Below are 13,985 nucleotides of genomic sequence, written 5' to 3'. Positions count from 1 at the left end.
CTACAGGGATACTGTTTATGACAGTGTCCCTTTTTCAGTGATAAAGTGTTACTCTTTATATTCCTCCATCAGGCGTTATAAATAAAAACTCTCAACGTTTATATATACGTCGAAAAAAGTCGAGATATATCCATTGATTTGCCATAAATTTCCATAGTATGATTGAAGGTGATAGGGAGAGGAGAAAAGCCATGAGAGAAAGAGAGATAGAAAATCTTTTGCTACGGCTTGGAGCGAATCGATCATATACAGGATTTTACTATGTAATATCTGCAGTACAATTATCCATAGAAGATGGAGATAAGTTACAATTAATATCGAAATGGTTATATCCAGAGGTAGCAAAGAAATACCATACATCAGTACAATGCGTAGAGAGAAATATCAGAACGCTGGTTGCATTAATATGGAATAAAGGTGACCGGTCACTGCTCGAACATATTGCCTATACCCCTTTGAGAAAGAAACCGAATAATGCCGCATTTATTTCTATTTTGGTTTCCTATCTTTGCGACGAGAACTAGGGCGGAGTTATATTTTTACTTCTTTTTACTAACTGCCAGATGAATTGATGCATCCAATCTACGGTTCCCTGTAATTTTACATTTTCAGTATTTAATTCGTCGATTTTATAAGTGAGAATTGCAATGATTTCACGAGTGTTATTTATTTTATGCGGAGCAATGATTCTTCGAACAACGGAAGAGGATGAAGCAATCATTTGATCAGCAAGTAATTCATCGCGTTCATAACAGTTTAGATTGACGAATTCTTTATATTCTATTGGCAGCAGCGCCATATCAAGATCACATCTCGGACAGACCGCATATTTGGCTAAAGGATAATAAGAATAAAACCCGCATTTTTTGCAAAAATATACTGATAAGTCACGCATCAGAAATCTCCTTTTAAAACTTTTTTATAATTAGATTATAACTCTAAAAAAGTTTTAAAGGAGTATATAGTAATTCGACAAAAAACGACGTATACTCTGCAGACCGGTCATTCAGACCGGTCTGCAGAGATTATAATCCTTATTTTCCCGTATACCAAGCTCGCCTAGCATGAGAAGCATCCACATAATCGGTGTAGCAATTGGCAGATTCAGGTTTACAAATGCCTGTGCCGAGTAACAGAGCACTGCAAAAAAAGCCGCTGTGACATACTGGTTTTTGTTGGCTCTGCGAATGACTCTCACTGCAAAAGAAATCAAAAAGGCAAGGTACGCAATTAATCCGGCAAATCCTACTGTGACGAGATAATGCAAATACTCATTATGCGCGTTATCAAATGTCTGACCGTAAATGTTTCCTTTTGTTTTATTTAATAACACAATTCCAAAAGTATCAGGGCCGAAGCCAATGATTTTTTTCCTCAATGGAAACTGGTTAAAGCATTCCATGGCATTGCGCCATATGTAACCCCTGTGAGTCCCCCAGTCATCATTAAACAGCAGATAACTGCCAAGAGCTCCATACCGTTCTGCGTTTCCTTGGAAATTAACGTCAACGAGTGCGCATCCGACACCCAGAATGCAAAGTACCAGAAGTGCCATCCAGGTTCTTTGCAAGCCTCTGCAGCCTGTCGGCTTATATTCATTTCCACTGAAAATATGAGTCTGCATAGAGGCAGACATGTGTTTCTTGTAGGCATTTACAAAATCTGGTCCGTAAACGAAGGCGCAGAGAATCCAGAGAAGTAATAGGAGAAAGAGAAGGCCATCGCTTTGGGATATGATCTGAAACGCGCTGTCGATCTCCGGCACGCTGGTTCCCAGCCCGGTATTAATCCAGTCAATGCATTGAATCACCGAGAAAAATGAAGTGATGATTAATAAATAGGCTTTGACACCCTTCTTGTTCTGAAACAGATAAAGCGGAAGAAATCCGAACAACGCGGCCAGTGACAAGTAGGCATTATCGCTGATCCCCATGACCAATGCAAAGATGCTGATAATGAGACTGACAAAGTACAGACACTTCTTTTTCCATCTGCCTTCTGCTGCAAACAATACGGCCGACACCGCCGTTACCATTCCGACCAACGCAGTATACGTATTGATATTACCGATTGTTGAGGTAAACATAAACTTTTCGTTTTCCACCATACCCACTTTAAAGTGCAGGAGATCTAACTGAAAGTAATCCGTAATACCAAATATACAAACGAGTAAATTTGCGGCTAAAAATGCATCAAGGTACCATCTTTTAAAATTCCCCAGTCTTGTTACACAAAAGTATGCTGCACCATATAGACTGAGTAGGAAGAGTCCGGAAAAACGCCCCTCATTTCCCCAAAAAGATTCATACACGTAATCGGAACGGATCGTTGAGATGCCTGCGATGAGCAGAAAGACCAAAAGTGCGGTATCAATGGTGGAAAACGTCTTTATAAAATCCTTCCATTTAAAAGATGCAAAATACGTTTTCAGCCTACTCTGCCCGATAGTATCGGCGATTAATGCAGCTGTCAGCAGAAAAATTACTGACCCGATATAAAAATAATATTTTACCTTCAATAGTTCATAATACTGATTCACAACAAAAAGGGGAAAACAGCACAGAATCAAAAACACATAAACATCGATGATATGCGGCAACAACATGGAATCACTGCTCCTGTTTGTTCCCTTACCCGTTTTTACTGACGACATAAATACCCCTCTCCACGCTGTATAAAACCATAACTTATCTGTTAATGGCTCGTTTTTTATATTCCAGTATAGTATTTCCGGCGTTCTCCCGGTATTTCCTGCGGACTACAAGGCAATTCAGCCGGACAATAATTGAAGGATTGTACTGGTAACCTGTTCCTTAAAAATAAGAAAATTCAGGCCGATATGTGAGAATGAGGACTGTTCCTGCCTCAATGCATCGATCAAAATACAACAGGTATAAATCCTCTCCATAAGATCGGCTCGTTCCACACCATTTTTATTCAGCAGCCGGATCAGCTTCATAAAATATTCGTTTTCTAAATCTGAAAAATGACGGTTGATCTCTTCGTCTTCTAATATCATCATTCTTAACTGCGCTAACGCGTGCCCGGAGGCTGCATACAATTCGAGATATACAGTGACCCAGTTTTCCACGAAATCCGGTAATGGAAGCGTCTGAGATTGTTCCAGTTCTTCAAATAAACGTCCCGAAATCTCTTCGAGATAGCTGTCAAATGCTGCAATATATATTTCCCGCTTATCTTTAAAATAACTGTATACGGCTCCGGTTGAAACACCGGCGTGTTTTGCAATCTCGATGGTATTTGTTTTGTAGTAGCCGTGTTCACAAAAAAGTTTAAAACCGGAGCTTAAAATCTTTTGTTTTCTTTCTATGGACCGTCTCTGGACGGGAATTCTCTTATCAGCCATATCCTCACCTCTTTTTTATTATACATGGGGTCCTGCCCCAGGTCAATAAAATGTGAATTATTATTCGCATTTTATTGACGTCTGCTGAAATCCCTGCTATGATTATAAACGTGAAGTATTATTCATGTTTTGAAGGAGGATATTATGGACTTTTTAACTTTAGCGAAAAAACGTTGTACGACACGTGGATTTATGGAGAAAGAAATACTGTCAAAAGATCTGGAACAGATATTGTCAGCGGGACGGGTTGCCCCAACTGCCTGCAACAGGCAGCCGCAAAGAATCATCGTTGTCCGGAGAAGAGAAAACATGGTAAAGGTAGAAAAAGCGTACCGAACCTTTGGCGCTCCATGCGCACTCATCGTCTGCCGGGACAGGCGCGGAGAATTGATCCGCCCCTATGATAAAAAGTGTTCCGGAGATCTGGATATAGGTATTGTCTGTGACCACATGATGCTGGCAGCGAGAGAGTTGGAAATTGGAAGTGTCATGGTAGGCTTGTTTGATCCTGCTGTTATAACAAAAGAATTTATCCTGCCGGAATATTTAGAGCCGACAGCGCTGTTGTTCCTTGGGTATCCCAGCAAAGGCTTTTTGGACTCAGAACGGCACGCAGAGGAGAGGAGGCAGCTGTGTGAAACGGTGTGGTATGAAGCGTACGCGGAGTGATCCAACAGGATAGCAATACCAGTTCATCCGTTCCGCATTTTTGTAATCTCAATTTTATGTCAGAAAGCAATTAGTGCCTACCCATAACGGAGTTTGTAAGGTATCATAAAAGATACCAAAAAAATGGGGGAGAATTGATACATGAAGAAATATACGGTGTGTATCTGTGACGACGAACAGCCGATACGCGACAAACTGAAAAAATATATTACGGTATTTCTTCGCATGTGACGTGGAGATCGATCTCATCGAACTGGATGCCGCCGAAAAACTGTATGACCTGACGAAACCTTATGACATCCTGTTTCTGGATATCCGGTTCGGGAACAGAAGCTTCCGGCCTTTTTTGCTGCCGCGCTGTCACAACTTTGCATTATCCCCATGTATCATCAGCTCCCCGCGAAAAAGCCGCCAGGCTTTTTATTGCTTAAGCGTTGATCTCATTGTATAATACCCTTGAACAGAGAATGTTTTACTTAGGGGATAATGAGATGAAACGTGACGCTTTGTGGCAAAATGGTTCGAATAAGAGCCCGATCCGGTTTTCAATCAACAAAAAAATATTGATGCTTGCGGCGGCGATTGTCCTGCCATTTTTCATTGTGGTGGTGGTTCTGCTGGTTTCCATGATTCAGTACAGCAGGGTGTACGATAAGATCGTCAGCGATATGACCATTGCCAATAATTATAATCTGAATTTTAAAGATGAGATGGACGAGAGCCTCTATAAGCTTGTGGTGGGATATGTAGACTTCGGAAATATTTCTGAGGATGAGACGTTAAAGGATCCCTATGCCTTAATCGGAGAGCTGCGGGCGGAGTTTACGAAGCTGAAGGATATCACCACGGAGACGGAGAGCCGCGTGTGGCTGGAGACCCTTTTACGGAATATCGACACCCTGGAAAAGAGGGTGGATGATATTTTCGAGAACATCAGAATCGGCGGGCGGTATGATGAAAATATCCAGGAGCTGGATAATAACATCTACATCCTGACAGAACTGATTCAGGACGATATCCAGTATTATATCTATTACCAGACGAAGGCCATGGAGGTGGTCACAGGGAATTTGAAGCAGCAGATGCAGAGCTTTATCATCGTGTGCGGGCTCCTGGTGCTGTTTCTGGTGGTTTTGACGATTATAGCGACATGGCGGATTACAACCGGTATTCTGCGGCCGGTTAAAGTGCTGTATGATGCGACCAGACAGGTCTCGGAGGGCGATTTATCAGCAAGGGCCGACGTCTGTTCGAAAGATGAGATAGAGATCCTGGCCAATGGATTTAATGATATGGCGGCCAATATGCAGACGCTGATCGGGCAGATCAAAGAGGATGAGCAGAAGATGCGGCGGCTGGACCTGCGCCTTTTACAGGAACAGATCAATCCCCATTTCCTGTATAATACCCTGGATACGATTGTCTGGCTGATCGAGGATGAGAAGGCGGATGAGGCGGTGAACATGGTGGTGTCCCTGTCCAGCTTTTTCCGGCTGGTGCTCAGCAAGGGGAAAGAGATTATTACGCTCAGGGAAGAGGAGCAGCATATCAGCAGTTACTTAAAGATTCAGGAAAGACGGTACCGGGACATCCTGGAGTATGATATCCAGATTGACGAGGAGCTGTACGATTATCAGATTCTGAAGCTGTCGCTGCAGCCATTGGTTGAAAATGCCCTTTATCACGGCATAAAATATAAGCGCTCCAGAGGCTGCATCCATATCAGCTGTGAGAAAACCGGAGAGGTCCTCCACCTGGCGGTCAGTGATAATGGGATCGGTATGGATGAGGAAGACTTGGAGCAGCTGCGAAGGGAAATCGAGCGTCCCTGCAGCGAGACGGAAAAAGGCTTTGGACTGGCAAATGTAAATGAGCGGATCCGCATGTATTTCGGCTCTGGCTACGGAATGAAAATAGAGTCTGAAAAGGGAAGAGGAACCATTGTGGAACTTACAATACCGGCGATTAAAATTTATGAGAGTCTGCTGCGGAAAGCATAGAAAGGGTAAGTACATATGGAAATACCGGCAAAGAAAATACATATTTTTTTCATTCCTCTGCTGTTCCTGATCCTGATTCTGTCCGGCTGTGTAAAAGAATACGGGTCGGAAGATACAGAAAATACAGTCGATGAAAATCTGATCGTGGTGGGAGTGTCTCAGGTAGGCAGTGAATCTGTGTGGAGAACTGCCAATACGGCTTCCATTCAAAATATCCTTACCAAAGAAAATGGATATTTTATGATCTTTAATAACGCGAGGCAGAAGCAGGAGAATCAGATTAAGGCACTGCGGAGCTTTATCTCCCAGCGGGTGGATTATATTGTGTTTTCTCCGATTACGGAAGACGGTTGGGAGACTGTGCTGCAGGAGGCGAAGGAGGCAGGGATTCCTGTCATTTTAATCGACCGTAAAGTGAATCTCAGCGATCAGTCATTATATACGACCTGGATCGGCTCCGATTTTTACAAGGAGGGGAGAATGGCCGGAAATATCCTGGACGAGTACCTGACGAAGCAGCACAGGCAGGAGGTGAGTATCCGCATCGTGGTTTTACAGGGAACCGAGGGAGCGACGGCCACGATCGGCCGCACGAACGGATTCAATGAAGTCGCAGAAGCCCACGAAAACTGGCTGATCCTGGAGCAGGCGGATGGGGAGTTTACGACGGCAAAAGGACAGGAAGAGATGGAAATGCTGCTGCACCGGTACAAAGATATCGATGTGGTGATCTCACAAAACGACGACATGACCTTCGGCGCGCTGACGGCCATACAGAATGCAGGGCTTACGGCTGGAGAGGACGGAGACATCATGGTCATCTCCTTTGACGCGGTGAAAAGCGGACTGCAGCTGGTGGATGAAGGGCTGGTTACCGCGGACATCGAGTGCAATCCCAATCAGGGCGAATACGTTGAAACGGTCATCAGAAAACTGGAGAACAACGAGGCCGTGGCAAAGCTGTATTTTGTTCCGGAGACGGTATTTACAAAGGAAAATGTGAAGGACGCCCTGGAGAAGAGGACTTATTGATGGGAAACGGACTTGTGAATGGAAAAGAGGAAGCAAATGTTAAAAGTATTTCTGGTGGAAGATGAAAGCGTCATAAGAGAAGGGTTTCGGGATAAAATTCCGTGGGAGCAGTATGGGTTTCAGCTGGTGGGAGAGGCCGGAGATGGGGAGATGGCGCTTCCGATGATCCGGAAACTGAAGCCGGATCTGCTGATCACCGATATTAAGATGCCGTTTATGGACGGCCTTTCTTTGAGTGAAATCGTGAAAGAGGAATTTCCCAAGATAAAGATCATTATCATCAGCGGCTATGATGATTTTGAATATGCGCGCCAGGCGATCAAAGCGGGAGTGGACCAGTATCTGCTGAAACCGATTACGAGAACGACTCTCCGCGGCGTCCTGCTGGAGATGAAGGAAAAAATCGAGCAGGGGATGGAACAGAAGGATTATCAGGCCCAATACCAGGATGAGGTGCAGGAATTTGAACAGTTTTCGCTTCGGAGATTCTTTGAGAAGATTCTGGAGGGGAAGCTTTCGGTGAAGGAGATCTACGAGGAGGCGGCAGCCCAGTCGCTGCAGCTTACGGCCTCCTGTTACAATCTGCTGCTTTTCTCCATCTATGAGAAAGCCGAGGTATCATCCCGGGAGTCCCGGGAGCGGCTGATCAGAAAACAGGAGGAGGTATTTCACTATTTTCTGCGGCATCCCCAGTATATTCTGTTCCGTTTCAATGTCAGCTGCTATGGCGTTCTGATCAAATCGGAGCGGTCCCAGATGGAGGAACTGACAGAGAACAGCCTGGCCCATTTAAAAAAGGTCTGCACGCCGGAGGAGGATCACCTGGAATGGTACGTTGCGGTGGGAACGGAGGTGGAGCGTTTGAGCATGCTGCCTCAGTGCTATAAAGATGCGAACCACTATTTTGCCTACCGGTTTATTAAGCCGGGTCTCCATGTGCTGTCGGAAACGACGCTTTCGGACTGTCTGGCCGGACAGGGAGAAAAGAATATCGGCACGGTGGATTTTATGCAGATGGATCCGGAGATTATCCGCGACTTTCTGTCACGGGGAGAGGATAAGGAGATTCATGATTTCGTGGAATCCTATCTTTACAACATTCAGAATGCCTTAAAATCCAGTATGTTCCGCAGCTATGTGATCCTGAATATCCGATTTGCCGTCGTTGCTTTCCTGGAGTCTATCGGCGCGGATCAGGCGGAGTATTTAGAAGAGATCGAGCATGCGGTGCAGATGATCCGCAGCGAGGACAGCGAGATTTTCGAATACTTTGCAGGCATGCTGGAGACCGCGATGGGGATTCGGGACCGGATCAACAGCTGCCAGGGCGGGAAAATGTTAAAGAAGGCACTGGATTATATAGACGATCACTACGACTGCGACACACTGTCCCTTAACCTGGTGGCCGAGAACATCGGCATGAGCGCCAGCTATTTAAGTGCCATCTTCAGCCAGAACATGCAGAAAACATTTGTTGAATACGTGACGGAAAAGCGGATTGAAAAGGCGAAAAAACTGTTAAAGCAGACGGACAAAAACTCCGGTGAGATAGCGAAGGAGGTGGGGTATAAGGACTCCCATTACTTCAGCTTCGTCTTTAAAAAGCTGCAGGGATGCAGTCCGAGAGAATACCGTGCAGAAAAGAAGCATTGACCGGCGCATCACCGGTCAGTCTGAGTGCTTTCCTTTAAGTTCAGTTTCCAGCGGGTTTCCTGTGAAGACACGGGAAGCCCGCTCAGTTTTTTAATCACAGCCTCCGCTGCCTTTGTCCCCATCTCATGGGGCTCATGGGAGAGTGTGGTTACCGCTAGAATGTTGGAACTGCTGAAATACGTATGATCGAAAGCGGCCACGGCCATGTCCTCGGGCAGCCGGCAGCCTGCGGACTGGAGTTCATCCACCAGATAATAGGCGATGATGTCATTGTAGCAGACGACTGCGGTGCAGGAGGAAAGGGACTCCGCCGCCATTTCCTTTAAAAACCGTGTATCTTTTCCGTGAAGCAGCCGGTCTAAATCACGGGAGCCGTACCAGCAGATGCTGTGGTCGGAGACCGGCAGCTCTAAGTCGCGCAGCGTTTCCGTGAAGCCCTGATAGCGCTCGATTCCCTGCATATCATCAGATTTAAAGATACCGCCGATGGCCGTATGGCCCTGAGCGGCCAGATGGCGGACTAAGAGGGCGCTCCCCGAATAGTTATCGTCTTTGATAAAGAGGCAGCCGGTAAGGGCCGGATAATAATTATAGAGAAACACGATCTGACAGCCCTTTTTGACCAGCCTGCGGTACAGGTCCAGATTGGGATTGGGGAGCGCACTTTTACAGCCCTCCGCGATGATTCCGCGCAGAGGGTTTTTCAGAAGCTGCAGCAGGATCTCCCTTTCTCTGGAGATGGAATTACCCGTTGTAAAAACCTGGCCAGTGAAACCATGTTCAGAAAGCGTGTTTTGGATATCATGGATTACGCCGGGATAGATGTATTCCTGATCGCTGGAAATGAGAATTCCGATGACATTCCCCTGCGGCCTGGAGGAGTGTCCTGTAAGGAACGAGCCGCTTCCCTGCTTTCTGACGATGAAGCTCTTTTCCTCCAGAAGCCCCAGAGCCATGCGGATGGTCTGACGGCTTACGTGATATTTCGTGCAGAGCTCCTGCTCCGACGGCAGCTTATGAATTCCATCTTGAATGTTTTTCTCAATCATAAGTTCCAGACGCTCCGCGACCCATTTGTATTTTACAGTCATAGAATCCTTACCTTTCCCGATTTTATGAAAAAATTGCCTGATTTGTTCCCCGGATAAACGTAAGAAAATGTATAAATATCATAAAAAATCCCCGATTTATCTTCTTGAAAGTCAATATGCACAACAAAAATCCCCCGCATCTGATCCCTGAAAAATGGCAGAATCTTAAAATTTCCACCTGTTTTGTAAGAAATCACACCAAAGAATACAACTTGTATTGTATTTTGATTATAGCACCACATATTTGTATTGTAAATAACTTCCAAACCGCATAAATACAAGGGATTACAAATTGAATCACAGTGCCGCCGCTGGTAAGATACAGGTACAGGGAGAAACGAATCCCAGGAGGAAATCAATTATAAAAGCGGAGGTAAGAAAATGAAAAAGAGAACTCTCGTAACAATGTTGGCAGTATCCATGGTGGCGGCCAGCCTGGCCGGATGCAGCAGCTCCAAGACATCATCAGCAGGAACGACAGCAGCGACCGAGGCGCCTGCGGCAACTGAAGCAGCGGCTTCTGCGGCAACCGAAGCGGCAAAGGCGGAGACAGAGGCGCCGGCTCCTGCGGCAGCGGATGGGGAACTGATCAAGGTCGGCATCATCAACAACGACCCCAACGAGTCCGGATACAGAACCGCGAACGACGCAGATATGAAGGCCATGTTTACGAAGGAAAACGGATATGACGCCTCCTTTGCCTACAGCTTAAAGAATGACGAGCAGATCACGGCGGCTCAGAAGTTTATCCAGGACGAAGTGGATTACTTACTTCTCTCCGCGGCAGATACTTCAGGCTGGGACAGCGTTTTAAAAGACGCACAGGACGCGGGAATCGGCGTAATCCTGTTTGACCGTACCATCGACGCCAGCGAGGACTTATATCTGGCTTCCATCGTTTCCGATATGAACAAGGAAGGCGAGACAGCAGTAAACTGGCTGGCTGACCAGGGCTTAGACGAATACAACGTCATTCACATTCAGGGTGTTATGGGTTCTGCGGCACAGCAGGGACGTACCGGTGCTCTCGACACAAAGGTAGCGGCCGACAACTCCTGGAATCTGATCACACAGCAGACCGCAGAGTGGAACTCCGAGAAAGCACAGCAGATCGTTCAGTCTGTCATCGATTCCGGCTCTAAATTCAATGTCATCTACGCAGAGAACGACGATATGGCTAAAGGCGCCGTAGCCGCATTGGATAAGGCAAATATCTCCCACGGCGTCGGCAAGGACGTAATTGTTATGGGATTTGACTGCAATAAATGGGCGCTTCAGGAACTGCTGGATCAGAACTGGAACTACGACGGACAGTGCAACCCGTTCCAGGCTGCCTACATCGATGAAATCATCAAAAAGGTTCAGAACGGGGAAACGCTCACCGAGAAGACTATCATTATGGATGAGAAGGGCTTCGACGCCACGACCATTACGGCAGAAGACGTTGAAAAATACGGAATTTAGGCGACAAGCCAATAAAATGTTTATAGGATAGAAAATGGAAAGAGTGCAGCGCGGCATAATTGATATTCGTATGAACGCTTTGCGCTCTTTCCCTACAAAAAGGAGTGAATGGCGCTGGTGAAAGAGAAGTCTGTATTGGAAATGAGAAATATACATAAGAGCTTTCCGGGAGTACGCGCGCTGCAGGCGGTGGATTTTACCCTGTGTGAAGGGGAGATTCACGCGCTGATGGGTGAAAACGGAGCAGGAAAGTCCACACTGATCAAGGTGCTGACGGGTGTATATGAAAAGGATGAAGGCGAAATTTATTTAAAGGGCATGGAGAAGGCTGCGGTTATCAAATCTCCCCGTGACGCACAGAATCTGGGAATCAGCACGGTATATCAGGAGATTACCTTGTGCCCGAATCTTACGGTGGCTGAAAACATGTACATCGGACGCGGAAAAACGCAGATGATGGACTGGAAGAAGATGAATGCGGATGCGGACGCGATTCTTGACAAACTGGGGATTCCGGCAGGGGCCACCCAGCAGTTATCCGACTGCTCCATAGCGATTCAGCAGATGGTAGCGATCGCCCGCGCGGTTGACATGGACTGCAAGGTATTGATTTTAGATGAGCCGACCTCTTCCCTGGACGAATCGGAGGTGGAAAAGCTCTTCGGCCTCATGAGGGATTTAAGAGAGCGGGGCGTCGGCATCATCTTTGTCACCCATTTCCTGGATCAGGTCTATGAGGTATGCGATAAAATCACGGTTCTGCGCGACGGCCAGCTGGTGGGAGAATACGTCATAGAAGAGCTTCCCAGGGTGAAGCTGGTTGCAAAGATGCTCGGCAAGGAACTGAACGATATGGAAAATATCCGGGAGAAGACAGAAGGCTATAAAGGCGCCGACGAGCGTGTCATCGAGGCCCAGGGGCTTCAGAGCGATGCGGGAATCAAGCCGTTTGATTTCTACATCAAAAAAGGTGAGGTCAACGGCTTTACCGGCCTTCTGGGCTCCGGGCGGAGTGAATGTGTCCGCGCCATGTTCAGCGCAGACAGGGTAATCGGCGGAACGATGAAAAAGAACGGAAAAACGGTGAAGATGACTAAGCCTCTGGACGCCATGAAAAATGGGATTGCCTACCTTCCGGAGGACCGCAAGAACGACGGTATCGTGGGAGACCTCTCCGTGAGAGACAATATTATCCTTGCGGCACAGGTGCTTAGAGGATTTTTCCGGCCGTTCTCCAGAGCGGAGGCAAATAAGTTTGCAGACGAATACATCAAGCTGCTGGAAATTAAGACCGCGTCGGCGGATACACCCATTAAGTCACTTTCCGGAGGAAACCAGCAGAAGGTCATTCTTGCCCGCTGGCTGCTGACCCATCCGGAATATCTGATTCTGGACGAACCGACCCGCGGCATCGACATTGGCACGAAAATCGAAATACAGAAGCTGGTATTAAAGCTGGCCGCGGAGGGAATGAGCGTCACCTTTATTTCTTCTGAAACGGATGAGATGCTTCACACGTGCTCCCGTTTGATCGTCATGCGTGACCGCAGAGTGGTCGGAGAGCTGTCGGGTGAGGAGCTGAATCAGGCTAAAATCATGGAAACCATTGCCGGAGGTGAGATGGAATGACAGGGAAGAAGAGTACAACGATATCAAATGCGTTTGCCGGTTTATTCAGGAAGCAGATATTCATCCCCATTGCGGCGCTTCTGCTGCTGACGGTATTTAACCTGGTAATTGACCCGGCGTTTTTCAAAATCACACTGGGTACCAACAGCGGCGGAGACCCTGTTTTAACCGGATATGTGATGACGATTCTCGACTATGGCTCCGAGGTGGCTATTCTGGCCATCGGCATGACGCTGGTCACGGCGGCTTCCGGCGGACAGGATATCAGCGTCGGCGCGGCTGTGGCGATTGCAGGCTCCGTGATTCTGCGGGTTCTCGTCGGACTGGGCGGAGACGGGACGCTTAGGGCTCCGATCATCGTGGCATTTCTGGCTGCGTGCCTGACCGCCATGATATTTGGCGCGTTCAACGGCGTGCTGGTAGCGATCTTTAAAATCCAGCCCATGGTTGCGACTTTGATCCTCTATACCGCCGGCCGTTCCATCGCCGCGTGGATCAATAACAATGAGCTTCCTATCGTAACAGATAAGACATTTACGTATTTCGGCGGATTTATTCCGGGAATCCCGATCCCCACACCGTTTTTCCTGGCAGTGGTCTGCGTCATCATCGCCATGCTGGTGTTAAAGTTCACGAATCTGGGCTTATATACCCAGGCTGTCGGAATTAACGCCAGCTCCTCTAGGCTGAACGGTTTAAACCCTGCGTTTATCAAATGGCTGAGCTTCGTCATTCTGGGGCTGTGTGTAGCGGTTGTGGCCCTGATTAAAACGAGCCGGCTCTCCACCATCAACTATTCGGTCATTGCCAAGGATATCGAGATGGATGCCATCCTGGCGGTCGCCCTCGGCGGAAATGTGTTAAGCGGCGGTAAGTTTAATATTATGGCGTCGATTCTGGGAGCCTATGTCATTCAGTTCCTCACGACAACCCTTTATAAGTTTAATGTCTCCTCGGATGCCCTTCCGGCCTATAAGGCCATGGTCGTCATCGTGCTGGTCGTCATCAGCGCCCCGGCTGTAAAAGAGAAGATTTCCAGCCTCGGAAAGAGTTTAAGAAAACAGAGGGAGGTCGCCTGAT

General features: G+C 47.1%; 12 protein-coding genes. 8 read left to right on the top strand and 4 right to left on the bottom strand.

Features of this window, described 5'->3' with window-relative positions:
• Positions 1 to 191: 191 nt before the first annotated feature.
• The gene (locus tag DFR60_RS21555) at positions 192 to 524 is read left to right on the top strand and encodes a sporulation initiation factor Spo0A C-terminal domain-containing protein (protein ID WP_002600251.1); all 333 of its coding nucleotides are present in this window, start codon (positions 192 to 194) and stop codon (positions 522 to 524) included.
• Here DFR60_RS21555 and DFR60_RS21550 read toward each other — a convergent pair.
• The 3 genes from DFR60_RS21550 to DFR60_RS21540 form a co-directional block, all read right to left on the bottom strand.
• A complete protein-coding gene (locus tag DFR60_RS21550; RefSeq protein ID WP_110324744.1) occupies positions 521 to 895 on the bottom strand; it encodes a hypothetical protein in 375 nt (124 codons plus the stop codon). The genes DFR60_RS21555 and DFR60_RS21550 overlap by 4 nt on opposite strands.
• 111 nt (positions 896 to 1,006) lie before the next feature.
• On the bottom strand, positions 1,007 to 2,653 hold the full coding sequence (locus DFR60_RS21545; RefSeq protein WP_110324743.1) for an O-antigen ligase family protein: 1,647 nt from the start codon (positions 2,651 to 2,653) through the stop codon (positions 1,007 to 1,009).
• A gap of 117 nt (positions 2,654 to 2,770) precedes the next feature.
• On the bottom strand, positions 2,771 to 3,367 hold the full coding sequence (locus DFR60_RS21540) for a TetR/AcrR family transcriptional regulator (protein ID WP_110324742.1): 597 nt from the start codon (positions 3,365 to 3,367) through the stop codon (positions 2,771 to 2,773).
• A gap of 144 nt (positions 3,368 to 3,511) precedes the next feature.
• Here DFR60_RS21540 and DFR60_RS21535 point away from each other — a divergent pair, with 144 nt between their 5' ends.
• The 4 genes from DFR60_RS21535 (at position 3,512) to DFR60_RS21515 (ending at position 8,721) form a co-directional block, all read left to right on the top strand.
• A complete protein-coding gene (locus DFR60_RS21535; RefSeq protein WP_110324741.1) occupies positions 3,512 to 4,036 on the top strand; it encodes a nitroreductase family protein in 525 nt (174 codons plus the stop codon).
• 491 nt (positions 4,037 to 4,527) lie between these two features.
• Entirely contained in the window at positions 4,528 to 6,036 is a 1,509-nt protein-coding gene (locus tag DFR60_RS21525; RefSeq protein ID WP_110324739.1) for a sensor histidine kinase, read from the top strand.
• Positions 6,037 to 6,051: 15 nt separating this feature from the next.
• The gene (locus DFR60_RS21520; protein ID WP_110324738.1) at positions 6,052 to 7,068 is read left to right on the top strand and encodes an ABC transporter substrate-binding protein; all 1,017 of its coding nucleotides are present in this window, start codon (positions 6,052 to 6,054) and stop codon (positions 7,066 to 7,068) included.
• A gap of 36 nt (positions 7,069 to 7,104) precedes the next feature.
• The gene (locus DFR60_RS21515; RefSeq protein WP_110324737.1) at positions 7,105 to 8,721 is read left to right on the top strand and encodes a response regulator; all 1,617 of its coding nucleotides are present in this window, start codon (positions 7,105 to 7,107) and stop codon (positions 8,719 to 8,721) included.
• Between the two features lie 8 nt (positions 8,722 to 8,729).
• Here the strand turns inward: DFR60_RS21515 and DFR60_RS21510 are convergent, their stop codons facing one another.
• Positions 8,730 to 9,812 (bottom strand): GntR family transcriptional regulator, encoded by a 1,083-nt coding sequence (locus DFR60_RS21510; RefSeq protein ID WP_110324736.1) that lies wholly within the window; start codon positions 9,810 to 9,812, stop codon positions 8,730 to 8,732.
• Positions 9,813 to 10,193: 381 nt separating this feature from the next.
• Between DFR60_RS21510 and DFR60_RS21500 the strand changes: the two genes are divergently transcribed.
• From DFR60_RS21500 to DFR60_RS21490, 3 genes are all read left to right on the top strand, one after another.
• Complete coding sequence (locus DFR60_RS21500; RefSeq protein ID WP_110324734.1) at positions 10,194 to 11,276, top strand: ABC transporter substrate-binding protein; 1,083 nt, start codon at positions 10,194 to 10,196, stop codon at positions 11,274 to 11,276.
• 108 nt (positions 11,277 to 11,384) lie between these two features.
• Positions 11,385 to 12,905, top strand: a complete 1,521-nt coding sequence (locus tag DFR60_RS21495; protein ID WP_110324733.1) for a sugar ABC transporter ATP-binding protein — start codon at positions 11,385 to 11,387, stop codon at positions 12,903 to 12,905.
• A complete protein-coding gene (locus tag DFR60_RS21490) occupies positions 12,902 to 13,984 on the top strand; it encodes an ABC transporter permease (RefSeq protein ID WP_110324732.1) in 1,083 nt (360 codons plus the stop codon). Before DFR60_RS21495 ends, DFR60_RS21490 begins: the two co-directional genes overlap by 4 nt.
• Position 13,985: the final 1 nt, after the last annotated feature.

It is taken from the genome of Hungatella effluvii (assembly GCF_003201875.1).
Taxonomy (GTDB): domain Bacteria; phylum Bacillota; class Clostridia; order Lachnospirales; family Lachnospiraceae; genus Hungatella; species Hungatella effluvii.
This window is presented reverse-complemented; position numbering and strand designations above follow the sequence as displayed.

Excerpts from the sequence above, each read along its gene's own strand:
- DFR60_RS21555 (WP_002600251.1), top strand. The coding sequence starts at position 192 with ATGAGAGAAAGAGAGATAGAAAATCTTTTGCTACGGCTTGGAGCGAAT.
- DFR60_RS21550 (WP_110324744.1), bottom strand. The coding sequence starts at position 895 with ATGCGTGACTTATCAGTATATTTTTGCAAAAAATGCGGGTTTTATTCT.
- DFR60_RS21545 (WP_110324743.1), bottom strand. The coding sequence starts at position 2,653 with ATGTCGTCAGTAAAAACGGGTAAGGGAACAAACAGGAGCAGTGATTCC.
- DFR60_RS21540 (WP_110324742.1), bottom strand. The coding sequence starts at position 3,367 with ATGGCTGATAAGAGAATTCCCGTCCAGAGACGGTCCATAGAAAGAAAA.
- DFR60_RS21535 (WP_110324741.1), top strand. The coding sequence starts at position 3,512 with ATGGACTTTTTAACTTTAGCGAAAAAACGTTGTACGACACGTGGATTT.
- DFR60_RS21525 (WP_110324739.1), top strand. The coding sequence starts at position 4,528 with ATGAAACGTGACGCTTTGTGGCAAAATGGTTCGAATAAGAGCCCGATC.
- DFR60_RS21520 (WP_110324738.1), top strand. The coding sequence starts at position 6,052 with ATGGAAATACCGGCAAAGAAAATACATATTTTTTTCATTCCTCTGCTG.
- DFR60_RS21515 (WP_110324737.1), top strand. The coding sequence starts at position 7,105 with ATGTTAAAAGTATTTCTGGTGGAAGATGAAAGCGTCATAAGAGAAGGG.
- DFR60_RS21510 (WP_110324736.1), bottom strand. The coding sequence starts at position 9,812 with ATGACTGTAAAATACAAATGGGTCGCGGAGCGTCTGGAACTTATGATT.
- DFR60_RS21500 (WP_110324734.1), top strand. The coding sequence starts at position 10,194 with ATGAAAAAGAGAACTCTCGTAACAATGTTGGCAGTATCCATGGTGGCG.
- DFR60_RS21495 (WP_110324733.1), top strand. The coding sequence starts at position 11,385 with ATGGCGCTGGTGAAAGAGAAGTCTGTATTGGAAATGAGAAATATACAT.
- DFR60_RS21490 (WP_110324732.1), top strand. The coding sequence starts at position 12,902 with ATGACAGGGAAGAAGAGTACAACGATATCAAATGCGTTTGCCGGTTTA.